The organism is Deinococcus sp. KSM4-11, from assembly GCF_004801415.1.
Classification (GTDB): Bacteria; Deinococcota; Deinococci; order Deinococcales; family Deinococcaceae; genus Deinococcus.
Genome location: NZ_SSNX01000005.1, coordinates 261,727 through 282,848 on the forward strand (window position 1 = coordinate 261,727; position 21,122 = coordinate 282,848).

The 21,122-nt window shown below is 68.5% G+C and carries 20 protein-coding genes and 1 tRNA gene; 9 read left to right on the forward strand and 12 right to left on the reverse strand.

The features are described 5' to 3' along the window. The first annotated feature begins 18 nt into the window (after positions 1-18). The 4 genes from E7T09_RS15385 (at position 19) to E7T09_RS15400 (ending at position 3,228) form a co-directional block, all read left to right on the forward strand. Complete coding sequence (locus E7T09_RS15385; protein WP_136390067.1) at positions 19-930, forward strand: carbon-nitrogen hydrolase family protein; 912 nt, start codon at positions 19-21, stop codon at positions 928-930. 19 nt (positions 931-949) lie between these two features. Beyond that, positions 950-1,450, forward strand: a complete 501-nt coding sequence (locus E7T09_RS15390) for a GNAT family N-acetyltransferase (protein WP_240741819.1) — start codon at positions 950-952, stop codon at positions 1,448-1,450. Positions 1,451-1,529: 79 nt separating this feature from the next. After that, positions 1,530-2,291, forward strand: a complete 762-nt coding sequence (locus tag E7T09_RS15395; RefSeq protein ID WP_136390069.1) for a metallophosphoesterase — start codon at positions 1,530-1,532, stop codon at positions 2,289-2,291. Between the two features lies 1 nt (position 2,292). Then, positions 2,293-3,228 carry a DNA polymerase III subunit delta' gene (locus E7T09_RS15400; RefSeq protein WP_136390070.1) on the forward strand — a complete coding sequence of 312 codons (936 nt, stop codon included), beginning with the start codon at positions 2,293-2,295 and terminating at the stop codon, positions 3,226-3,228. Positions 3,229-3,406: 178 nt separating this feature from the next. Here E7T09_RS15400 and E7T09_RS15405 read toward each other — a convergent pair whose 3' ends face one another. The 4 genes from E7T09_RS15405 to E7T09_RS15420 all read right to left on the reverse strand — a co-directional run bounded on the left by E7T09_RS15405 (position 3,407) and on the right by E7T09_RS15420 (position 8,074). After that, positions 3,407-4,072 (reverse strand): Type 1 glutamine amidotransferase-like domain-containing protein, encoded by a 666-nt coding sequence (locus E7T09_RS15405; protein ID WP_136390071.1) that lies wholly within the window; start codon positions 4,070-4,072, stop codon positions 3,407-3,409. A gap of 187 nt (positions 4,073-4,259) precedes the next feature. Beyond that, positions 4,260-5,003 (reverse strand): ScpA family protein, encoded by a 744-nt coding sequence (locus tag E7T09_RS15410; protein WP_136390072.1) that lies wholly within the window; start codon positions 5,001-5,003, stop codon positions 4,260-4,262. Positions 5,004-5,022: 19 nt separating this feature from the next. Then, positions 5,023-6,021, reverse strand: coding sequence for a tryptophan--tRNA ligase (trpS, locus tag E7T09_RS15415; RefSeq protein WP_136390073.1), 999 nt, complete (start codon positions 6,019-6,021; stop codon positions 5,023-5,025). A gap of 136 nt (positions 6,022-6,157) precedes the next feature. Continuing rightward, a complete protein-coding gene (locus tag E7T09_RS15420) occupies positions 6,158-8,074 on the reverse strand; it encodes a peptidylprolyl isomerase (RefSeq protein ID WP_136390074.1) in 1,917 nt (638 codons plus the stop codon). Positions 8,075-8,132: 58 nt separating this feature from the next. Between E7T09_RS15420 and E7T09_RS15425 the strand changes: the two genes are divergently transcribed. Together E7T09_RS15425 and E7T09_RS15430 are read left to right on the forward strand one after the other, a co-directional pair. Beyond that, positions 8,133-8,209 (forward strand) — tRNA-Arg (locus E7T09_RS15425). A gap of 194 nt (positions 8,210-8,403) precedes the next feature. Next, positions 8,404-9,414, forward strand: coding sequence for an SIS domain-containing protein (locus E7T09_RS15430; protein ID WP_136390075.1), 1,011 nt, complete (start codon positions 8,404-8,406; stop codon positions 9,412-9,414). Positions 9,415-9,433: 19 nt separating this feature from the next. On the opposite strand, the gene E7T09_RS15435 is transcribed toward E7T09_RS15430, so the two are convergent. Then, positions 9,434-9,808 (reverse strand): hypothetical protein, encoded by a 375-nt coding sequence (locus tag E7T09_RS15435; RefSeq protein ID WP_136390076.1) that lies wholly within the window; start codon positions 9,806-9,808, stop codon positions 9,434-9,436. A gap of 59 nt (positions 9,809-9,867) precedes the next feature. Then, positions 9,868-10,086 carry a hypothetical protein gene (locus tag E7T09_RS15440; RefSeq protein ID WP_136390077.1) on the reverse strand — a complete coding sequence of 73 codons (219 nt, stop codon included), beginning with the start codon at positions 10,084-10,086 and terminating at the stop codon, positions 9,868-9,870. Between the two features lie 358 nt (positions 10,087-10,444). Here E7T09_RS15440 and E7T09_RS15445 point away from each other — a divergent pair, with 358 nt between their 5' ends. Continuing rightward, the gene (locus E7T09_RS15445) at positions 10,445-12,373 is read left to right on the forward strand and encodes a glycosyl hydrolase family 28-related protein (RefSeq protein WP_136390078.1); all 1,929 of its coding nucleotides are present in this window, start codon (positions 10,445-10,447) and stop codon (positions 12,371-12,373) included. Positions 12,374-12,421: 48 nt separating this feature from the next. Here E7T09_RS15445 and E7T09_RS15450 read toward each other — a convergent pair whose 3' ends face one another. From E7T09_RS15450 to dcd, 3 genes are read right to left on the reverse strand one after another with little or no spacing between them, the layout of a single operon-like run. Then, positions 12,422-12,781, reverse strand: coding sequence for a GNAT family N-acetyltransferase (locus E7T09_RS15450; protein WP_370293993.1), 360 nt, complete (start codon positions 12,779-12,781; stop codon positions 12,422-12,424). Continuing rightward, positions 12,782-12,922: a hypothetical protein gene (locus tag E7T09_RS22265; protein ID WP_240741821.1), complete on the reverse strand. Its 141-nt coding sequence runs from the start codon at positions 12,920-12,922 to the stop codon at positions 12,782-12,784. Positions 12,923-12,935: 13 nt separating this feature from the next. After that, entirely contained in the window at positions 12,936-13,496 is a 561-nt protein-coding gene (gene dcd, locus E7T09_RS15455) for a dCTP deaminase (protein ID WP_136390079.1), read from the reverse strand. A gap of 78 nt (positions 13,497-13,574) precedes the next feature. Between dcd and E7T09_RS15460 the strand changes: the two genes are divergently transcribed. Together E7T09_RS15460 and E7T09_RS15465 are read left to right on the forward strand one after the other, a co-directional pair. Next, entirely contained in the window at positions 13,575-14,333 is a 759-nt protein-coding gene (locus tag E7T09_RS15460; RefSeq protein WP_136390080.1) for a metallophosphoesterase, read from the forward strand. A gap of 131 nt (positions 14,334-14,464) precedes the next feature. Next, positions 14,465-15,562, forward strand: a complete 1,098-nt coding sequence (locus tag E7T09_RS15465) for a hypothetical protein (RefSeq protein ID WP_240741822.1) — start codon at positions 14,465-14,467, stop codon at positions 15,560-15,562. Positions 15,563-15,620: 58 nt separating this feature from the next. Here the strand turns inward: E7T09_RS15465 and E7T09_RS15470 are convergent, their stop codons facing one another. The 3 genes from E7T09_RS15470 to treZ all read right to left on the reverse strand — a co-directional run bounded on the left by E7T09_RS15470 (position 15,621) and on the right by treZ (position 21,061). Then, positions 15,621-16,307, reverse strand: coding sequence for a Bax inhibitor-1/YccA family protein (locus E7T09_RS15470; RefSeq protein ID WP_136390081.1), 687 nt, complete (start codon positions 16,305-16,307; stop codon positions 15,621-15,623). A 75-nt stretch (positions 16,308-16,382) separates the two neighbouring features. After that, positions 16,383-19,244: a malto-oligosyltrehalose synthase gene (treY, locus tag E7T09_RS15475; RefSeq protein WP_136390082.1), complete on the reverse strand. Its 2,862-nt coding sequence runs from the start codon at positions 19,242-19,244 to the stop codon at positions 16,383-16,385. Next, positions 19,241-21,061 (reverse strand): malto-oligosyltrehalose trehalohydrolase, encoded by a 1,821-nt coding sequence (gene treZ, locus E7T09_RS15480; RefSeq protein WP_136390083.1) that lies wholly within the window; start codon positions 21,059-21,061, stop codon positions 19,241-19,243. The genes treY and treZ overlap by 4 nt, the downstream gene beginning before the upstream one ends. Between the last annotated feature and the right edge of the window lie 61 nt (positions 21,062-21,122).

The following is a 21,122-nucleotide window of genomic DNA, read 5'->3' on the forward strand; positions in this document are numbered from 1 at the left end:
CGCCGCTAGACTGCCGGCATGACGGTCATCCGAGTGGCAGTGGCAGCGTACCCGGTGGAGTTCCACCCGGACTGGGCCGCGTACGAGGCGAAAGTGGAGCGGTGGATGCAGGACGCCGCCGGCCAGGGCGCGACCCTGCTGGTCTTCCCGGAGTACGGAGCGCTGGAACTCGTCAGCCTGCTGCCGCCGGAACTGCACCACGACGTCCTGGGCATGCGGCCCGAGTTGCAGGCCCTGCTGCCCGCGTTCCTGGCGCTCCACACCCGTCTGGCCCGGCAGCACGGCGTGTGCCTCGTGGCCGCGAGTTTCCCGGTCGCGCACGCGGACGGTTTCGTGAACCGTGCGTACGTGATCGGCCCGGACGGCGCGGTCTCCTGGCAGGACAAACTGATGATGACCCGCTTCGAGGCCGAGGAATGGCACATCATGCCTGGCCACGGGGTGCGCGTGTTCGACCTGGGTGGTGTGAAGTTCGGAATCGCCATCTGCTACGACAGTGAATTCCCGCCGCTCGCCCGCACGCTCGCGGAGGCAGGCGCGGAGCTGCTGATCGTGCCCTCGTTCACCGGTTCGCGGCGCGGCTACACCCGCGTGCGGGTGGGCAGCATGGCCCGTGCCCTGGAGGGCCAGCTGTACGCCCTGCACGCTCCGCTGATCGCGGACGCCATGTGGAGCTACGCCGTCGAGGACGCGCACGGCATGGCGGCCATCTACGCGCCGTCGGACGATGGACTGCCGGAGGATGGCGTGGTCGCCCAGGGTGCGTGGAACGGAACCGGCTGGCTGGTGCACGACCTCGACCTGGGCCTCACCCGGAACGTGCGCGTGGATGGGCATGTCCTGAACTGGCGGGATCGGGTGGCCGCCCAGGAACGCCCCACCACGCCCGAGACGGTCATCCTGGCGATGCCCGACCGCGTCCGTGGCTGAGCACTCCGCGCCGGTGGGCGTGAGCGTCCGCCCCCTGACCGCTGCCGACGCTGCCGCGTACCGCGAGGTGCGTCTGGCTGCCCTACGCGCCGACCCGCCCGCCTTCCTGACCACTGCCGACGAGTTCGCGGCCAGGCCACTTGACGAGGTGGCGGCCCGCTTGCACCCCAACGCGCAGGCCGTGACCCTCGGTGCATTCGTGGACGGTACGCTGGTCGGCCTGCTGACCCTGGCGCGCGAGGAGGCCGCGATCATGGCGCACCGCGTGAACGTGTACGGCGTGTCGGTCGCGCCCGCCGCCCGTGGGCGCGGTGTGGGGGACGCGCTGGTGCGCGCCGCCATCCAGCACGCGGAAACATGGCCCGGCGTGACCATCCTCGTCCTCGCCGTCATGGACACCCAGGCGGCGGCCCGGCGGCTGTACGAACGCCACGGCTTCCGCGTGTGGGGACGGCAGCCGGACGCCGTGCGCCGGGACGGTCAGGTGCTGGCCGAGGACTGGATGTCGCGGCCTATCTGAACGGGCGGCCAGGTCCCGGCCGGGGTCATTGCGCCAAGTGGCTGAAATCGTCGGCGCGCGGAGCGGCGGGGGCGCTATCATGAACGGTGTGCGGCTCCTGCTGCTTTCTGACATTCACGCCAACCACACCGCCCTTCAGGCGGTCCTCAAGGATGCCGATTCCCGCAAGTACGATCAGGTGATCCACCTGGGCGACGCCATGGGCTATGGCCCGCACCCGCGCGAGGTGCTCGACATCCTGCGTGACCTGGACGCCGTGTGCATCATGGGCAACCACGACCAGATGCTGCTCGAGTACGCTGACGGCAAACGCGAACCCAAGGACAGTGTGGTCTCGCTGGCCCTGAAGTACCAGTTGGAACGCCTGTCCGAACGGGACGTCGCGTGGGTGCGACTGTGGCGTGACGGCGTGGACGATCCGGACGTCGGGGCGCGCTACCGGCACGGCACACCCACCAGCCTGGACGACTACACGGACTCCGTGACGGCCGCCCGCGAGGCCTTCGCGCAGTGGCACGGGCGGTTGGCCTTCGTGGGACACACGCACGTGCCCGCCGTGTACGCCACGCTGAACGCTCCGGTCGGCGAGTGGATCAAGATGCAGCCCTTTCAGGACGGCGGCAGTTATCTGGTGCCCCCCAGCACCCGCGTGATCCTCAACCCCGGCAGCGTGGGCCAGCCCCGCGACGGTAACCCCAAGGCCAGCTACGCCGTGTTCGATTCGACCCGCATGCACTACGAGGTCTTCCGCGTGTCCTACGACATCGAACGGGCACAGGAGGCCGCCCTGGAGGCCGGTCTGCCCCAGGTGCTCGCCGCCCGCCTCGCCATCGGGAAGTAGGATGTCGCTCCCCACGACCCTGCACCCGCAGGTGCTGGAACAGGCTGGGGCCTTCGGTGGCAACGCCCTGCTGCTCAGCGGCCCGGCCCGTGTGGGCAAACTCGGTGTGGCCCTGGCCATTGCTGCCGCACAGAACTGCTCCGGCCCGCGTGGCCCCGGCGGCGAGGCCTGCGGCGCATGCCCGTCGTGCCGGGCCCTGAGTGCCCGCAGTCACCCGGACGTGCTGCACGTCGAGCCGCGCGCCACGACCGCCACCGGCAAGGCCGCCCGGCGCAAGCTGATTCCCATCGGCGCGATCCTGGAAGCCCGCGATAAGGCCCACGAGTTCGAAGTGCACGTGTTCGAATTCCTGGAGGTGCGCCCCACCCACCGGCGCCGCGTGGTGATCGTGAACGGCGCGGAATACCTGGGCGCCGAGTCCGCGAACGCCCTGCTGAAACTGGTGGAGGAACCCCCGCACGGCGCGCTGTTCCTGTTCCTGGCCGAGGACGTGCGCGCGGTGCTGCCCACCATCGTGAGCCGCAGCGCCCGCCTGGGCGTGACGCCCGCCAGCGACCGCGCCCTGGAACACGCCCTGACCCGTGCCGGGCACACCCCGGAACCCGAGCTCATCGAATTCGCTGCCGGACGCGCCGGCGTGCTGGACGACCTGGAAAAGATCCGGACGGCCCTACAGGACGCCCGTGACCTTGGTGCCGCCCTGCCCGACGGCCTGCTTCCGGCCCTGGAGGCCGCCGAGGCCCTGGAAAAGCGCTTCGACCCGGCGTGGCACCCGGAGACCCTGCGCTTCACCTGGCGGCATCATCCGGCCCACCAGCGGGCCCGCGCAGACAGCGCCCTGGACGCCCTGCAAGGTGCGCTCGAGGCCTACGCCAGCCCCAGCCTCGCCTTTCAGGTCTTCGCACTCGCCTTGCGGGATGCCTTCGAACTGACGTAGGGCATGCCGCTGACGGCCGAGTAGAGCGAAGAAATCCCGTGCTGGAGTGCGTGCAAGCGGAACTGGCTGGGTGCGTCTCCGATTCGACGGAACACCCTTAGCCCTGCTGTCCACCGTACAGCTCAAGTGTCGAGTTACACGTCTTTTTCGCCCTTGATTCGACAGGTGCCGACAGCCCCTAGGGCGTGAAGAGTCTCCACTGCCCTTCGGAGACCACCTCGACACGGCCTCCCTGCACCTTGATCGCGGTCTGGTCGTCGATTCCATAGGTTGGCACGGGCACCTCGGCGGCCATTCGCTCCACTTTGGCTGAGGCACTTTCCGGGTGGTTCTTGTGATCCAGGTGCGGAAGCAGGGCAAAGTCTACCAGTCCCAGCCCCTGATCGATGACGAAGGGCTTCTCCGGATCGTCGTACGTCTCGCCGAAGACAGGGGCCGTCACCATACTGCCGGCGCTCACCCCCACGTAGACCTTCTCGCGGAGCGACGGCAGGAGGTCGGCCAGCCCGGACTCCCTCATCCAGCGGCACAGGTACCAGACGTCACCGCCGTACACCAGCAGGGCGTCCGCCTCCTCGACGGCGGCGATCCAGTACTCCTTCTTGATGCTGGGCAGGGCCGTGAGTTCCAGCACGCCCAGCGACTTCCACCCCAACTCGACCAGGGGGTTGGCGGTCGCGCCGCTAAGGAACCGGTAGGCCATGGTCGGCCCACCGGGGAAGGGCAGGATCGCAGTGGGAATGCACAGGGCGCTGGCCTCGGCAATCGGTTTACCCAGCAGGTCGACCAGTGCGCCCTGGATACTGGGGTTCTTGATCCCGGCAGACGTGAGCAGGAAATTCACCGTTCTTCTCCTTGGTACGAGTGGCCCTGATGGGAGCATGGAGCCAGCGGGTGTTCCTGCTCCTCCGTCAGTGTAGTGCGTTGAGCCACATGGTTTTTTCGCGTGTGAATGCCGGTCTGCGCGCCGTACTCTTGGAGGCGCGGCGGTGTCATTCCGGTGACAGGGTGGTGCTGATCCGATGTCGGCGTTATCCGTCCACCAGGTGCGACGCGACGGCAATGTCTCCGTAGACCTCGTCCTGCTGCACGCTGAAGCTGCCCTCCTTGACGCCCTCTAGCAGGGCCGCGAAGTAGGTGGTGCGTTCGCCCCAGTCCTGGGTGGGCACGCCCCGGAAGGTGAAGGTCCGCAGCCGCCGTCCGAAGGAACGCAGCGCGCCCAGCGCGTCCGCCAGGGTCAGGCGCTCACGCGACAGCAGCGGCACCTCGACCTGCCGCACGGCGTTCTGCGCGGCCTTCACGAGTTTGGCGAGGCTGCCCTGCGGATTGCGGGGCCGTTCGCGGCGGGGCAGATTCACGGGCACCGGGCGGCCGGGCAGCAGGCCCTCGCGTTCGCGGCGGCGGGCGGCCAGGAAGCTGACCAGCGCGTCCAGTTCCGCCAGCGCCTCGACGCCCTGCGTGACCTCATCCAGCAGGTCGTCCGGTTCGGGAGGGAGGTCGTCCGGTTCCGGTGGCGGCAGCAGCAGGCGGGCCTTGAGGGCGATCACGCCGGCCAGGGTGGGCAGCACTTCCGGGTGGGTGTCCGCCAGGGTGGCCGGGCCGCCGCCCGTGAGCGCTGAGACCCAGGCCAGCACCTCGCGCGTGAGGCGCAGCAGGGGCACCTCGCCGGGCAGCACGCGGCCGGTGCGCAGCGCACCAGCCAGGTCGCTCAGGGTGCCGCAAAATGCGGGCAGGGTCACCTGAAAGGTGCCGGACGGGGCCAGCAGCGTGGTCACGACGGGCGCGCGGTAGGCATCAGAGGCGCAGGAATCCGACCTTCGTGCGGACTTCCTCCATCACTGGCGCTGCGATCGCCCGCGCGTCCTTCGCACCCTGCGCCAGCGCGTCCCGCACGGAGTCCAGGTCGCCGCGCAGCTCCTCGCCGCGTGCCTGGATGGGGGTCAGGTGCTCCGTGATGCCGGTCATCAGGGCCTTCTTGCAGTCCACGCAGCCGATCCCGGCGCGGCGGCATTCGGTGTCCACCATCTGGATGGTATCCAGCCCGCTGAACAGCTTGTGGTAATCGAACACCAGGCACACGTCCGGGTTGCCGGGATCGGTGCGGCGCACGCGGGCCGGATCCGTGGGCGCCACACGCAGCTTGGCCCAGATGGACTCCATGGGTTCGAACAGGCCGATGGTGCTGGACTCGCCCTTGCTCTTGCTCATCTTGCCCTGGCCGTCCACGCCGGGAATGCGGAGCGCCTGCTTGTTGTACACGGCCTTCGGCTCCGGGAAGGTCTCCCCGAAGGCGTGGTTGAACTTCCTGGCGACCTCGCGCGTCAGCTCAATGTGCTGCGTCTGATCCTCGCCGACCGGCACGGTGTCGGCCTTGTACAGCAGGATGTCGGCGGCCATCAGCACCGGGTACATCAGCAGGCCCGCCGGCACGCTTTCCAGCTGCCCGGCCTTGTCCTTGTACTGCGTCATGCGTTCCAGATCCCCGACAGGCGTGATGTTCGTGAACACCCACGACAGTTCCTGGTGCTCGGGCACATGCGACTGTAGGAAGAAGATCACCTGCGACGGATCGAGCCCCACCGCGAAGTTCGCGACCGCCATGTCCAGCGTGCGCTGCGCGAGCAGCCGGGGGTCGAAGGCGGCCGGATTGGTCAGGGCGTGCAGATCGACCACGCAGTAGATGGAGTTCTTCCTGTACTCCTGGCCCAGCTTCACGTAATTCTGCATGGCCCCGAAGTAGTTCCCGATGTGGGGTTCACCGGTCGGCTGGATTCCTGAAAACACGCGCGACATAACCAGGGGATTGTAGCGGTCGGGTGGGCAGGGGCGCAGCGCCGCCCTTACGGTGCAAGCCAGCCGACGAACCAGAGAAGACAAAGGAAAAGGGCGGCCCGCTCACGCGAGGCCGCCCCGGAAAGGCTGAACAGGTTTACTTGGTGGTGGGTGTGGTCGTGGCCGGTGTGCTGCCTGACGAGGGCGTGCCGGTGGCCGGGGTTCCCGTGGCGGGCGTGGTCGCGCCGCTGCCGGTGGCCGGGGTGGTTGCCTTGGGCGTGGCCGCCGCGACGCGCTTGGCCTGGGCCGCCAGGACGTCCTTGAGCTTGTCCACGGGCTTGAGCGTGGCGACCTGCGCACTCAGGAACTTCTGGCCTTCCGCCTGCTTCTTGCTGGCCAGCACCTGCGTCTCGATCTGCGAGCGCACGGCGCTCAGGGGCTGCGTGGCTGCCGCCTTGAGATCCGTCACGTACAGCACCGAGTAGCGGTCGCCGGACTTCACGACGTCACTCAGGCTGCCCTCGCCGGCGGTGCGCAGGGTCTTGGCCGTGAACACGGCCGCGTTCAGATCCGTGGCCAGTTTGCCGTCCCCAGCCGTGACGGCGCCGTGTTCGCTGACGGTGCCGCCCGCCTTCGTGGCGGCGCTGGTGAAGGTGCCGCTGCCGTTCCAGCCGCTGCGGAAGGCCACGGCCTTGGCCTGATCCTTGAAGTTCGCTTCCGACACCGTGCCGCTGGCAGCGGTCTGGAACTGCGACTTGTTCTGATCATAGAACGCCTGAATATCGGCGTCCGTGACCTTCACGTCGCGGGCCCCGTACGCCGCGAGCCCGGCAGCCACCTCCTGACGGCTGCCCGCCAGGTTCAGGTTCAGCTTCTGGGCAATGGTCGGCGCGGCGTAGCCCTGGATGAGCTGCTGCATGACCTGGGGCTTGAGAATGCCGTTCACGAGCTGCGCGGCCTGATCGGCCGGCACCTGCTGGAGCAGCTGGCCGAACTGCTGGTTGTTCACGACCTGTTCCAGCACGTCGGAATACGGGATGTTCTGCCCGGCCACCGTGGCGACGGTGGGGTTCTCGATCTTCCAGTTGGGATCTTTGAACTCGATCTTCTCGTCTTTTTCCAGTCCCGCGATCCAGCTTTCCAGCGCAGCATTCTTCTTCTGCTCGTTCACGGCGGTCACGGCGTCGGCCTTGGCGTCCGCGAAGGGTTTCGCGGCGGGGGCCAGGTACTTCTCGACCTTCACGATGTAGAACTTCCCGCCGCTCGACAGGACGTCCGTCACGCCGCCCTGCGTGAGGGCGAAGGCGGCCGGGCCGACCTCGGTGGGCAGCGCCACCTGCGCCACGGGGCGCGGCGCGCCGTTCTCGATAGGCCCCAGGGCCCCGCCGCGATCCTTGAAGTCTGCGGCGGCGTTGTTCGTGCTGGCGAGCTGCGCGAAGTCTGCGCCGCCCTTGACCTGCGCCAGCAGCGCGGCGGCCTTGGCCTTGTCGCTGACCACGATCTGGCGGCCCACGATGCGCGCGTCGCTCTGGAAGGCCTGGGGGTTGAGGTCGTAGTAGGCCTTGACCTCGGCGTCCGTGGCGGCGGGCGCGGCCTTCTTCAGATCCTCGACCTTGCGCTGGTACGCGAGGCTGGCGCGCACCTGCTCCCGGAAGGAGGCGTCGGTGAAGCCCCGGCTCTGCAGGGCGTCCGTCCAGGCCTTGTCGTCGGTCAGCTGGTTCTGCTCGCGGATCTTCTTGACGTCCGCGTTCACGTCGTCGCGGCTGACCTTGATGTCCTTCACGGCGTCGGTGATCAGCTTCTCGCGCACCTTGCTCTGTACGATGTACGTCTTGAAATCATCGGCCAGAACGCCAGTGTCCGTACTGGCGAGCACCTGGTTACCGGCTTTCACGGCCTCGAGTTCCTCCACCGTGACCGTCTGGCCGTTCACGGTGAGGGCCGGCGTGCCCGTCTGCTTGTTGCCGAACAGGGAGCCACTTTGCAGGGCGGGTGTGAACTGGTAGGCCATGCCGGCCACCAGCAGGATGGCCAGCAGGATCAGCAGACCATTGACGAGCGGTTTACGATTCACTTGAACTCCTTTGAGGCAGGTGCTAGGGTACCGGGGCTCTGCACTGACGGAGCAGCGCGCACTCGTAGCTCAGCTGGATAGAGCGTTGGCCTCCGAAGCCAAAGGTCGCTGGTTCGAGCCCAGTCGAGTGCACCACGCAGGACACGAACGCCACCCTCCGGGGTGGTGTTTGCATTCATGGCCGCTGCACGCAGGCCGCCGGGGAAACACACGCGCAGGATTCTAGCATGCAAGGTTAAACGGGTATGAAGCTGGAAATCCCGTTCGCAGCGCCATATTTTCCGGCGCGACCCGGCCGGTGTGGCCGCTTTGCCTGTACCCTGGACGGTATGACGGCTCAAGCATCGACCCTCCTGACCCTGCTCGAAACCCTGAGCGGCAGTTACGCCGGCCCCACAAAGATCGAGAGCGGCCCCTATGGGCTGGTCGGCACCGGCGAGGGGACCCTGGCTGCCCACCTGGCCCAGACCCTGGTGCCCGGCGTGCTGGCCCGCAGCGGCACGCAGTTCGTCCTGGGCAGCCCCGACGCCCGCAGCGCGGCCACGGATTACGCCGATCTGGCCGAGGTGGCTGGGGCCAGCGTCCGCCACGCGAGCACCGGTGGCGCGCCGGGCGAGATTGACGTGCTGGTGCCCGGCGGGCCACTCGCCACGTACCACTTCGCGCAGTACCTGGCCTACGCCAGCGGTCACGCGGACGAGGCGCAGGCCGCCGACGCGCTGATCGCCAGCCTCGCGGCCCGCTGTGCCCCGCACATCGAGGAAGGCAACCCTGCCCGTGACCTGGCGTGGAGCCTGTGGGGCCGCCAGCCGCTGCTGCTCGCCGCGCCCGATGCGGAGGCCCTGCCGCACGCATGGCAGCAGCTTCTGGCCCGCGTGGGCAAGACCCTGGCAATCCCGCTGCTGGGCGACCCGCTGCCCCTGACGACCGGCGCCTTCGAGGCCCTGCACGAGAAGGGCGATGCGAAAGTCGCGCTGGTTCTAGGCGACCTGGACGACCCCCTGCGTCTGACGAGCGAGATTCTGACCACCCGCATCGACGAGGTCATCCATGTCGAGTATCCGGACGGCGCGCAGGGCTACGCCGGTCAGCTGGGCCTGTGGTGCTTCGGGGTGTGGGTGGCGGCGTATCTGGCCGAGCGCTACGGCACGAGCCCGGCCGACCTTGCAGTGCTGGCCCGCGCGCAGGCGGTGCTGGCCGGCGAGGACACCGGCGACGACGAGACCCGCCTGAGCGCCCCGCGCGACGACCTGCGTCGCACCGCACTGGGGGCCGGCTGGGAGGGCGACGAGCCCGGCTTCGATGTCGACGACCTCGACGACGCGGATGACGAGGACTGAGCGGAACCAGCGCCCGGCTTCAGTCGGCTGAGCGCCCCGCCCGCCAGACCAGCCACATCAGCAGGGGTTGCAGCGGCAGCCGGGCCCACAGTGCCCAGGCGGGCAGGCCGTAACGCTCCGGATGCTGGGCCATGAACACGTTGGCCGGAAACACGGCGGCCAGCAGGGCGAGCAGACCCCAGTGGGCGGCCGGACGGGTGGGCGACCACAGCAGGCCCAGACCACCGGCCAGTTCGGCCGCGCCGCTGATCAGGGTGGCACTCCGGGCGGACATTGGCGTGCCCGGCGGAACCACCTGATCGAAGAGGCCGGGGCGGACGAAGTGGGCCGTCCCGGTGAAGACAAACAGGGAGGCCATGGCCAGGGCACTGCGGGAGAGGTGGGGTCTGGTCATCTGGGCACCGGGGCATAAAAGTCCGGAGCCGATTCATTCAGCTCCGGAGGAGGGAAGGCTTACTTGCTGGCGGGAACGCTGCGGGCCTCTTCGCGGTCTTTCAGTTCCTTGTGGCTCAGGCCGTCCTCGGTGTTGCGGGGAGCCTTGGCCTCGCGGTCGTTGTTGTCCTTGAACGAGGGGCTGTGGCCGTCCTCAATCCCGGTGACCTCCGTCTTGGTGCGGTCGTACTCCTGGGGCTGGCTGGTGTGGCCCGAGTTCTTGTCGTCTTTGTCCGGCATGTCTTCACCCTGACAGGGCCGCGGTGGTGGCGGGCACCGCCGGGTTGACGCTCTGTTCACAGATGAACGGCCCCTTAACGTTGGCCCCAGTGTGACGGGACGCTGGGGCAGGAGGGCTCCAGGCCGGGTCGAAGAAAGCGCTTTCAATACCCAGTGAAGTGTGTCATACTCCACTCACCTCAACCTGTCGTGCCCCATCGTCCTGCCGCTGGACGGTACTTTCCCATATCGTTCAGCGCCAACCGAGCGGAGCGTCGCGGTTCCCAGGCACCCAGGCCTCAGGCAGAAAGGAGGATGCGCCCGTACCCGTCCCGGCCCGATGTCCCGTCGCCCCACGCCGCGCCCAGCGCCAGAGAGGATGCCCGTGACAACCCAATCCGTGCCCACCGCGCCATCCGTTCTACCCCGTTCCTCCCGCCCTACTGCCGCCCTGCTCGCCGGCCTGGGGCTGCTCCTCGGTGCCTGCGGTCAGTCCCCGGTCGCCACGTCCGACGCCGTCCTGGCCGCTGCCAAGATCACGGCCCAGGATCTCGGCCCGAACGTGAGGGTCTTTGACCCCAGCATGAGTACCGCCGAGATCCGCGCGGTCGCCAATCAGATCGCGGCGCAGCAGGTTTCCAACCAGTTCGGCCCCGAACGCTACGCCCTGCTGTTCAAGCCCGGCACATACGGCTCGGTAGACGATCCCCTGAACGTCGAGGTGGGTTACGGCACCGAGGTCGCGGGCCTGGGAGCCAGCCCGGACGACGTGACCATCGTCGGCTCCGTCTCCGTGCACAATCAGTGCGATGCTGGCAGCTGCATCGCCCTGAACAACTTCTGGCGCTCGCTGTCGAACATGAAGATCAACGTCGCCAACGCGAATGGCTGCTATACCGGCGAGTTCTGGGCGGTGTCGCAGGCCGCGCCGATGCGCCGCATGCATATCGTCGGCAACGGCCAGAACATTACGCTGATGGACTACTGTACTGGTCCGTCGTATGCCAGCGGCGGCTTCATTGCCGATTCTGCCTTCGAGGGCACGGTCATCAATGGCTCTCAGCAGCAGTTCTACACCCGCAACAGCACCATCGGCGGCTGGTCAAACGGCGTATGGAACCAGGTGTTCTCCGGCGTGGTGGGGGCACCCGCGCAGGTCTTCCCCGGCACGTCAACCTCTGGCCCCTACACCACCCTGCCCACCACGCCCGTGTCGCGCGAGAAGCCGTTCCTGACCGTGGACAGCAAGGGCGCGTACCAGGTGTTTGTGCCTGCCCCGCAGACGAATTCCAGCGGTACCACCTGGCAGGCGGGCCCGGCGGCCGGACGCTTCCTACCCCTGAAAGACTTCTACGTCGCGCACCCCGGCGACAGCGCGCAGACCATCAACTCGCAGCTGGCGCGTGGCCAGAACGTCCTGTTCACGCCCGGCGCGTACAACCTGAAGCGCAGCATCGACATCAAACGGGCGAATACGGTGGTGCTCGGTCTGGGATTGCCACTCCTCACGCCCCAGCAGGGCGATGCGGCTATCACCGTCGCCGATGTGCCCGGCGTGGACGTGGCCGGGCTCATGATCGACGCCGGCCCCGTGAACTCCGACGTGCTGATGCAGGTCGGCACCCGGCATGGCCGCGACGGACGTGGCGATGATGGCCGTGAGTGGGGGAACGACCACCACGGCAGCGCCGCCAACCCCACGGCCGTGCAGGACGTGTTCTTCCGGATCGGCGGCGCGCAGGCGGGCCGGGCCACCGTGAGTCTCGAAGTGAACAGCGACCACGTCATCCTGGATGACCTGTGGGCGTGGCGGGCCGACCATGGCAATGGCGTGGGCTGGACTATGAACACCGCCGACCACGGCGTGATCGTGAACGGCGACAATGTGACCGCCACCGGCCTGTTCGTCGAGCACTACCAGAAGGACGAGGTGATCTGGAACGGGAACGGCGGCCAGGTGATCTTCTTCCAGAACGAGATGCCGTACGATCCGCCCAGCCAGGCGGCGTGGATGTCCGCGCCGACCGTCAAGGGCTACCCGGCCCTGCGGGTCACGAAGGGCGTCAGGGCCTTCAATGGCGCGGGCATGGGCAGCTACAGCTTCTTCAACCAGGGCATCGACATCTACGCCGACAACGCCTTCGTGGTGCCGACCACGCTGCCCGCGGGCAGCCTGCGCGACCTGCTGACGATCTTCCTCGACCCCGGAAACGGCAAGGGCGGCATCCTGAACGTGGTCAACGGCGTGGGCGGTTCTTCGACGATCGCCAATCCCGATGTGCCCGTCACGGTGGTCGCCTACCCCTGACCCTCGCCTGAACCCAGCTGGCCCCTCCGTGTGGTGGAGGGGCCACTCTCATGGATTGGGCGAGACGTACACCCGGACGAGCGGAACGGTGCCGTCCGGTTCCAGCCAGTCACCCTCCACCGTGGCACTGTGTTCCCAGCCCGAGCGGTCGTACAGCCGGATGGCCGCGGCGTTGCGCGTGTGCACGTCCAGCACCGCGCGCCGCTTCAGCTTGCGGGCCGTGGCCCACGCCGTGTGGAACAGCGCCTGGGCCATTCCCACGCCCCGCCCGGCCGGGCTGACGAACAGCCGAGAGATCACCGCCAGCTCGTCTGCGGGTTTCTCGGTCACCCGCGCCCAGGGCGGCAGGTCGTCCGGGAGTGCTCGAAGCACCACCTGACCCACGGCGCCATGCCCCGCCTCGGCCACCTACGCGCCCAGCGTGCCCGGCGGGTTCAGGAAACTCTCGGGATCCTCCGGCCACACCGACGGGTAGGCGTCCCGTTCATGCACCTCGCGCAGCGCCCGAACCAGCCGGGGAAGATCCGCCTCCAGACGTGCCCGGATCACGGGCCCGCACTTCTCAGAGGCGGGGCAGGGTCACGCCGCGCTGACCCTGGTACTTGCCCTTGCGGTCGCCGTATGTCACCTCGGGCCGCTCGCCCTCGAAGAACAGCAGCTGCACGCAGCCCTCGAAGGCGTACATCTTCGCGGGCAGCGGCGTGGTGTTGCTGAACTCCAGCGTTACGTGGCCCTCCCAGCCGGGCTCCAGCGGCGTCACGTTCGCCACGATGCCGCAGCGGGCGTACGTCGATTTTCCCAGGGCCACGACCATCACGTTGTCCGGGATGTGCAGGTACTCGTGGCTGCGGGCCAGCGCGAAGGAGTTCGGCGGAATGATGATCTCGGCCGCCTGGATGTCCACGAAGGAGCGCTCGTCGAAGTGCTTGGGATCGACCACGGCGCTGTTCACGTTCGTGAAGATCTTCCATTCGTCGGCGCAGCGCAGGTCGTACCCGAAGGAGCTGAGGCCGTAGCTGATCACCTGCGCGTTCTCGGCGGTGCGCACCAGCCGATCCTCGAAGGGGTCGATCATGCCAGCGAGTGCGAGTTCACGGATACGCCAGTCGGGCAGGATACTCATGGCCCGCATGCTACCTGGGAACGGCGACGGGGCCTCGTGTGGGCTGTGCCGTGTCCCGGACGCGCTAGCCTGCGCCGCGTGAGGGTCGCAGTGATCAGTGACGTGCATGGCAACGCGTTCGCGCTTGAGGTCGTGCTGGAGCAGGTGCGTGCGGCGTCACCCGACGCGCTGCTGAATCTGGGCGACCAGATCGAGGGCAGCGCCGATCCGGGCCGGGCGGCCACCCTGCAGGCCGAACTGGGCGCGGTCGAGGTGCGCGGCAACAACGAGGAGAAACTCTGGCCGGATGGCCGGAGAAACGCGCTGTCCATCGAGATCGGCGCGTACCTCGACCAGCACGTGACGGCCGCCCGGCGCGCGCACCTCGCGGCTCTGCCCCTCACCGCCCGCCTGGGCAGCATCCTCGCCTGCCACGGCACGCCGGGAAACGCCTGGAACAGCCTGCTGTGGATGTGGGAGCACGGCCAGGACGGTCAGGAGGGCTATTACCGTTCCCGCGATCCCCTTGACCTGTGGCAGGAGGTCGCGCCACTACACGCCGAGGTCGTGGTGTGTGGGCACACGCACCGGCCAGGTTCCACCCGTGTGGGCGACACGCTGGTCGTGAACGCCGGTGCAGTCAGCGATCAGGTGGACGGCGACCCGCGCGCCCGCTGGACGCTGCTGGAACACCGGAACGGCCACTGGACGGCGGATTTTCGCGTGGTGCCCTATGACGTCAATGCGGCCGTCGCCTGGGCGTACGCGCATTCGCCGTTCGGGCCGTTCGAGAACGACCTGCTGCGCTCCGGCCGCTTCGACCGCCGGGGCACACCGCCGCTGCTCGAACCCCTCTGAGCGTCCAAAAATGGGTGTGGGCATGGTGCAGGAACGGAGCGAGTGGGGTTTACCCGGCAGGATTGCACTGAAGCGACCAGCCCTCCTGTTTCTGGCCGCGTCTACCGGCAAACTGCTCTAGCCTGAGCAGCGTGAGACTGCTGCTGACCACCCTGACCCTTGCGCTTCTGGCGCACGCGGGGGCGCAAGACCTGCACGAGTGCGGCGGGCAGCCGGGCCTGCCCACCGGCGCCCACGAGGGTGTGTACCGGGGCACCCTGGGGGGACGGCCGATTGCCCTGAGCACCGCAGGAACCGACAGTCCCGGCCTGCGGTACACCTACGAGCGGATCGGCCTGGACATCCAGCTCACGCCCTTCCACCAGGGCAGCGCCCTGATCCTTCAGGAGGAGGTTCGCAAACAGGCGGCCGGGGAGACCGTCGTGACCGGCTGTTTCACGCTGAGCCCGGCTGGGACGGGCCTGAAAGGAACGTGGCGGGCTCCGGCCAAACTCGGAACCTCGTTGCCCGTCGTGCTGAACGCCGTGGCTGTCGTGCGCATGCCGCTGAAGCTGCCGTCCACACCGGGCCTGCTCCGGCTCCGGCATGACGATCCGCTCACCTTCCTGAAACTGAACCGCGCGTGGGTGCGGGCGTCCGGCGGCCAGAGCGTGCGCGAGCCCGTGTCGCAGCTCGCCTACCCGCGGGTGCTGGGTGGGAGCGCGGCCCTGAACGGCGCGTTGCAGGACCGTCAGCTTCAGCATGCAGCCGACGCCCTGGACTGCCGCTCGCAGCTTGCAGAGGACATGCAGGGTGATCTCAGCAACGGGTACGATCTGACCGCGACGGTTCCGTACCTCAGCGCGCGCCTCGTCAGTGTGCGCGAGGACGTGTATTACTACTGCGGCGGCGCCCACCCCGACAACTACACCCATGGGCTGATCCTCGACCGCGCGACCGGACGGGAGGTGAAGGTCACGCAGCTCTGGCCGGGCCTGAGCGCCGCGAAGCAGGAGGCGCTGTACCTCGCGCACCCGGCCCCGGATCTCGACCCGGACTGCCGGGACGTCCTCACGGCGGGCGGTCTTGAGTTCACGGTGCACCTGAGCTCAGCGGGCCTGAACCTCACGCCGACCAGCCTGCCGCACGTGGTCGCGGCCTGCGGGGATACGGCCGTGATTCCGTACTCGGAGGTCAAGGCCCTGGCCGACACGCATCTGCCGTACTACAAAGACCTGTACCCGCGCTGAGAGCAGTGATGAAAACGCCCCGGCATCTTGACCGGGGCGTTGCTCATGGCGCGTGACCTTAGCGGCGGCCACCGCCGAAGATCCGCAGCAGGAACAGGAACATATTCACGAAATCGAGGTACAGGGCGAGTGCGCCGTTGATCGCGGCACGCTCGGCCATCTCGCCGCTGACGCCGCTCAGGGCCAGCTTGCGGAGCATCTGGGTGTCGTATACGGTCAGGCCGGCAAACAGCAGGACGCCGACCACCGAGATGCCCAGCGTGAGGGCGCTGCTGGCCACGAACAGGTTCACGACCATGGCCACGACCAGACCGATCACTGCGAACATGAAGAAGCGGCCCATGCTGCTCAGGTCACGTTTGATGGTGTACCCGGCGACGCTCATCGCGCCGAAGGTCAGGGCCGAGGTGGCGAAGGCGGCCGTCACGGCGCTTCGGTCGTAGGCGAGCAGGATCGAGCTGAAGGTCAGGCCGGTCAGGGCGGCGTACGCGATGAACAGCGCGCCCGCCACGGTGCTGCTCAGGCGCTGCGCGAACATGCTCAGCACGAACACCAGCGCGAGCTGCGCCAGCAGCAGCGGCAGGCGCAGCTGGAACACCTGCAACGCCAGGGCGTCGTTCGAGGCGGTCAGCCACGCGATGCCCGCCGTCAGGGCCAGACCGGCCGCCATCCAGGAGTAGGTGCGGGCCATGAACGTGCGAACCAGGTCGGCCGTCTTGGCGGAAGTGGAGGGAAAAGTCTGCATACGCCCTACAGTACGCGCTTCCCGTGAGCGGAGTTCCCGCAGGTGCCCTCCCCCGGCCGGGGGAGCTGTCCAGTCTCAGCGGCGGATCAGCAGGGCGGCCGGAAAGTCCTCCAGCACCTTTGCGAGGGGGATGCGGGGCGTGCGGGCGCGCAGCTTCTCGCCGGTCAGGACGTTCTCGTAGGTGCCGGAGGCGGGCAGGGTCAGCTGCCGCGTGCCCCACGCTTCGCCCAGTGCCCAGGGTTGCTTCTCGCGGGTCAGGGTGAGGGTGAGGCGGGGCGCCACGGTCACGGCGACCTGTCCGGCGTGCTCGCGGCTGAACGCCACGACGTATTTCCCAGCGTCGATGGGACGGTACGATCCGTGGCGGAACAGCTCGGGGTGCGCCGCCCGGACTTGCAGGACGGCCCAGGTGATCAGGGTCTTGACCTCGCCCGTGCCGTAGGTGCCCAGCAGGCGGCGGGCCACCCCCAGGTCGTGGCGGCGCTCCAGGCTCGCCACGCGGCGGCCCATCAGGGCGTAGTCCACGGGACGGCGGTTGTCCGGATCGACCAGGCTCTGGTGCCAGCCCTCGGTCCCTTGGTAGGTGTCGGGCACGCCGGGCGCGCTCAGGCGGATCAGGGCGGCACTCAGGCTGTTCTGCGCGCCGTACGGACTGATCCGTTCGTGCAGCGCGAGCAGCGGCGCCTGGAAGTCTGGGTGGGCCAGGAGCTGCTGCACGAACCGGGTGAGGGCGTCCTCGTACTCCGGCAGGGGGGAGGCCCACGAGGTGCGGAGTTTGGCCTCGCGCGCGGCCTTCACCATGTACGCCGCGATCCGTTCCGTGAAGCCGCCGAGCTGACCATCCAGCGGGTACGCCCCCAGGACGGTCTGAAGCAGCACGTACTTGTCGAGAGGGCTGGGCGCGCGGCCCAGATCCTGCTCCTCACTGAGCGCCAACAGCAGCGGAGCGGTCGCGTTCAGGAACACTCCCCACGCCTGCGGGATCTCGCTGATCACGGCGATCCGCGCGCGGGTGTCCTCGCCGCGCTTGGTGTCGTGCGTGGACCAGCCGAGCATGGCGTGCGGCCAGTGCTCCGCACGCTGGCGGGCCATGCTGTGGAAGGTGCGCAGCGGCGTGCCGAACAGGGCCGGGTCGCCGCCGACCTCGTTCAGTGCCAGCAGCCGCGCGTAGCGGTAAAAGGCCGTGTCTTCAGCTCCCTTGGCGGTCACGGGGCCGGTCAGCTGCTGGAACTTCAGGGCGAAGTCCGCGTCGTCCGTGCGCATGCGCGTGTCGGGGGCGTCCAGCGTCAGGACGCCTGCCAGGAACTCGAAGACGGTCGGATCGAGCGGTTGCCCCGCCCGCAGGTTGTGCGCCTTGGCGTCCTGCACGGCGCGGGCGATCTTGGCATTGTCGCCGGGCTCGCGCTGGCCGTCCGAGCGGATGTATGTGCGGTACACCGGGAACGACGCGATCACCTCGCGGATCGCGCCGCGCAGCGTGCTCAGCGTGAAATCCCGCGAGTTCAGATCGGCCTCGGCCAGCCGTTCGAGGTGTTCGGCGAGGACGTTCACCTCGCCGGGCAGGCTGGAGCGCTGAATCAGGTGCTTACCCACATACAGGTGCTCGCCGTACGAGGCGCGATCCGCGGTGTAGCGGCGGTAGATGGCGCTCAGGTCGTCCTCGTTCGCGCCATCCACGAACACCCCGCCCAGCTGCGCCAGGAAGTCGTAGCCGGTCGTGCCGTGAATCGCCCAGCTCTGGGGCAACTGCTCACCGGGTTCCAGGATCTTCTCGGCTACCACGTACACCGGCAGGTGCGGGCCAGGCACCACGCCCAGCGCCGCCGCCGCACCCTCCTGCAACGCCAGGAAGTACCCGGCCGGGTCGTACAGGCCGTCCGTGTGGTCGAGCCGGACCCCCTGGATCACGCCGTCGCGGAGCAGATCGAAGAGGGTCGCGTGGGCCCACTCGAACACCCGCCAGTCCTCCATGCGCAGCGCCGCCAAGTCGTTGATGTCGAAAAAGCGCCGGTAGTTGATCTCCTCCGACGCGACCTTCCACGACGCGAGGCGGTAATTCTGTTCGGCGACCAGCACGTCGAGCTGGGCAGGGTCGGCATTCAGGTCGGCCAGCACGCCGTCCAGCGCCTCCCGCATGGCCCGTGAGCCGTCCAGCAGCGCGGCCAGCCGCCGGGTCATGACCTCCATCTCCTGCGCGCGTTCCTCGCGGTCGTCGTCGGTCAGGTGCAGGGCGGTCGAGCGGGGCAGGTTCGCTACAGACCTGGCGATGCTCGCCAGTTCCGCCCGCATGAGATCCGTGGTGCGGGCCGGCAGGCGCTCGCTGGCCCCGGCCAGCAGCGTGGACAGGGATTTCGGCGAGATCGGCAGCCGGCGCTCCCAGTAGCGGAGGTGGAAGGTCGCGCCGTCGCGTTCCAGGACGAGTTCCCGGCGCTCCAGCACCCGGCCGTACTGGTCGCCCAGCACCGGCAGCAGCACCTTGCCGTCCAGCGCGCGCTTGAGCGGCTGCCAGGAGATGTCGAAGAAGTGCGCGTAGCGGCTCGCCTGCCCGTGCGTGAGCACGTCCTCCCAGTACGGATTGTGCCCGCCCTGGATGCCCATGTGGTTCGGTACGAAATCCACGATCAGGCCCAGCCCTAGTTCCTTCGCCCGCGCGGAGAGCCGTTTCAGGCCACCCATCCCGCCCAGTTCCGGGTTGATCCGCGAGTGATCCGTGACGTCGTAACCGTGCGTGCTGCCCGGCGTGCTGGCCCAGATGGGCGACAGGTACACGTCCGACACCCCCAGCCTCGCCAAGTACGGCAGGATGCGCCGCGCCGCCGCGAAATCGAAGTCCCGGTGCAGTTGCAGTCGGTACGTGGAGCCCGGCAGGTGCGTGACTGGTGTGGGCAGAAGCGGGTTCGGCGTGGTCTCGGGGTGGGGTGGGGGAAGGGCGGTCATGCGGTTCCTCCGCCGCTCCCTCCGTACAGCACCGCCTCACCCGGCTCAAGGAGGCCCGACGAGGGCAGGGCGTCCGTGAGACCGACCTCGCTGTGCAGGATGACTCGCCCCGGAAGGTCGAGGGTCAGGGCGTCGACCGGCACTGCCTCCTGCCCCAGGTTCCACACCAGCAGCCGGTCGCCGGCGTCGGTGTGGGTGCGAACCCACAGCACGTCCAGCACGTTCCCGGCGTGCAGGTTCTTCCGGGAGCGCTGCGCGAGCACCGGGTCCTCGCGGCGCAGGCTGGTCAGCACCCGGTACAGGGCCAGCGTCCGGCCGTGTTCGCCCACGTCCAGCTCGCTCCAGTCGAGTTTCGAGGCCCGGAAGCTTGACTCCGCCTGTGGATCGGGCACGCTCTCGCCGGAGAAGGAGCTGAAGTACGCGAATTCACGCTTGCGGCCCTCGCTGACCAGGCGGCCCAGTTCGCCGTGGTGGTCGCTGAAGAACAGGAACGGCGTGCCCGCTCCCCACTCCTGTCCCTGAAACAGCAACGGCGTCATGGGCAGCGTGAGCAGCAGCGTGGCCGCTCCCCGGTACTCCTGCGGTGTCACGTCGTGGTGGTGGTTCAGGCGGTCGCCGGTCGCGCGGTTCCCGATCTGGTCGTGGTTCTGGATGCAGTACACCAGGCTGGGCGCCTCTAGGGCGTCGGCCGGCTTGCCGCGCTGGTGCTCCTCGCCCGTCACGTTCCAGAACTGGCCCTCGTACTTCCAGCCGCGCCGGATGACCTGCGCGAGTTCCGCCGCGCCGCCCTCGAAGCCCCGGTAGTACCCCTCGTGCTCGCGGGTCAGCGTGACGCGCACCTCATGGTGGAAGTCGTCCACCCAGATGCCGTCCAGGCCATAGTCCGTGACCAGCATGGGATCGTTGCGGTGGTCCTCGGCCAGCAGCAGGTGCGTGCCGCCCAGCTTGTGCACCTCCTGCGCCAGTTCCTTGAGGATGTGCACGTCGCTGTCGTCCTGCATGGCGGCCGTGGCGTCCAGCCGCAGGCCGTCGAAACCGTAGTCGCGCAGCCACATGCGGGCGCTGCCCGTGATCAGGCGGCGCATGTGCGGCTCGGCGTAGTCCAGCCCCTCGCCCCACGCCGACTGGAAGCGCTCCGTGAAGTACGTGGGCGAGTACGCCTTGAGGTAGTTTCCGTCCGGCCCGAAGTGGTTGTACACCACGTCCAGGAACACGCCCAGGCCCAGGGCGTGCGCGGCATCCACAAAGGCCATCAGCTCCTCCGGGCGACCGTACGGCGCGAAGGGCGCGTACAGCGCCACGCCGTCGTACCCCCAGCCGCGCTGGCCGGGGAAGGCCGCGACTGGCAGCAGCTGCACGGCGGTCACGCCCAGGTCTTTCAGGTACGGCAGGCGCTCCTGCGCGGCCCGGTACGTGCCTTCGGGAGTGAAGGTGCCCACGTGTAGTTCGTAGAACACGCAGTCGGCCAGCGCGATCCCGCGCCAAGTGGTGTCCTGCCAGCGGTAGTGGTCGAAGTCAATGACCTCCGCCTCGCCGTGCACGCCGTCCGGCAGGAACCGCGCGTACGGATCGGGACGATCCATGCCGTCCAGGATGAAGATGTACCGCGCGCCCGCCCCGACCGGCAGGACCGTCTCAAAGGTGCCGTGCCCCAGCGCGGTCATGGCGTGAACGGCGCCGTCCACCCGGACGTGGACGAGGGTGGCCGTGGTGGACCAAACGCGGAAGCGGGTGCCGGCGCCGTCCGGCAGGAGCTGCGCCCCCAGGCGCGTCGAACGGCCGTCCGGGGAGTCGTGCAGGTGCGACAGTGGAATCATGATGGTCCTCTCTTCCTGAGCAGGAGACCGGGAAGCGCAGGCCACGTGCCCCGTCCCGACC

Coding starts and splice junctions, on each gene's coding strand:
- E7T09_RS15385 (WP_136390067.1), top strand. CDS start 19: ATGACGGTCATCCGAGTGGCAGTGGCAGCGTACCCGGTGGAGTTCCAC.
- E7T09_RS15395 (WP_136390069.1), top strand. CDS start 1,530: ATGAACGGTGTGCGGCTCCTGCTGCTTTCTGACATTCACGCCAACCAC.
- E7T09_RS15400 (WP_136390070.1), top strand. CDS start 2,293: ATGTCGCTCCCCACGACCCTGCACCCGCAGGTGCTGGAACAGGCTGGG.
- trpS (WP_136390073.1), bottom strand. CDS start 6,021: ATGTCGCGCGTGTTTTCAGGAATCCAGCCGACCGGTGAACCCCACATC.
- E7T09_RS15430 (WP_136390075.1), top strand. CDS start 8,404: ATGACGGCTCAAGCATCGACCCTCCTGACCCTGCTCGAAACCCTGAGC.
- E7T09_RS15435 (WP_136390076.1), bottom strand. CDS start 9,808: ATGACCAGACCCCACCTCTCCCGCAGTGCCCTGGCCATGGCCTCCCTG.
- E7T09_RS15440 (WP_136390077.1), bottom strand. CDS start 10,086: ATGCCGGACAAAGACGACAAGAACTCGGGCCACACCAGCCAGCCCCAG.
- E7T09_RS15445 (WP_136390078.1), top strand. CDS start 10,445: ATGCCCGTGACAACCCAATCCGTGCCCACCGCGCCATCCGTTCTACCC.
- dcd (WP_136390079.1), bottom strand. CDS start 13,496: ATGAGTATCCTGCCCGACTGGCGTATCCGTGAACTCGCACTCGCTGGC.
- E7T09_RS15470 (WP_136390081.1), bottom strand. CDS start 16,307: ATGCAGACTTTTCCCTCCACTTCCGCCAAGACGGCCGACCTGGTTCGC.
- treY (WP_136390082.1), bottom strand. CDS start 19,244: ATGACCGCCCTTCCCCCACCCCACCCCGAGACCACGCCGAACCCGCTT.
- treZ (WP_136390083.1), bottom strand. CDS start 21,061: ATGATTCCACTGTCGCACCTGCACGACTCCCCGGACGGCCGTTCGACG.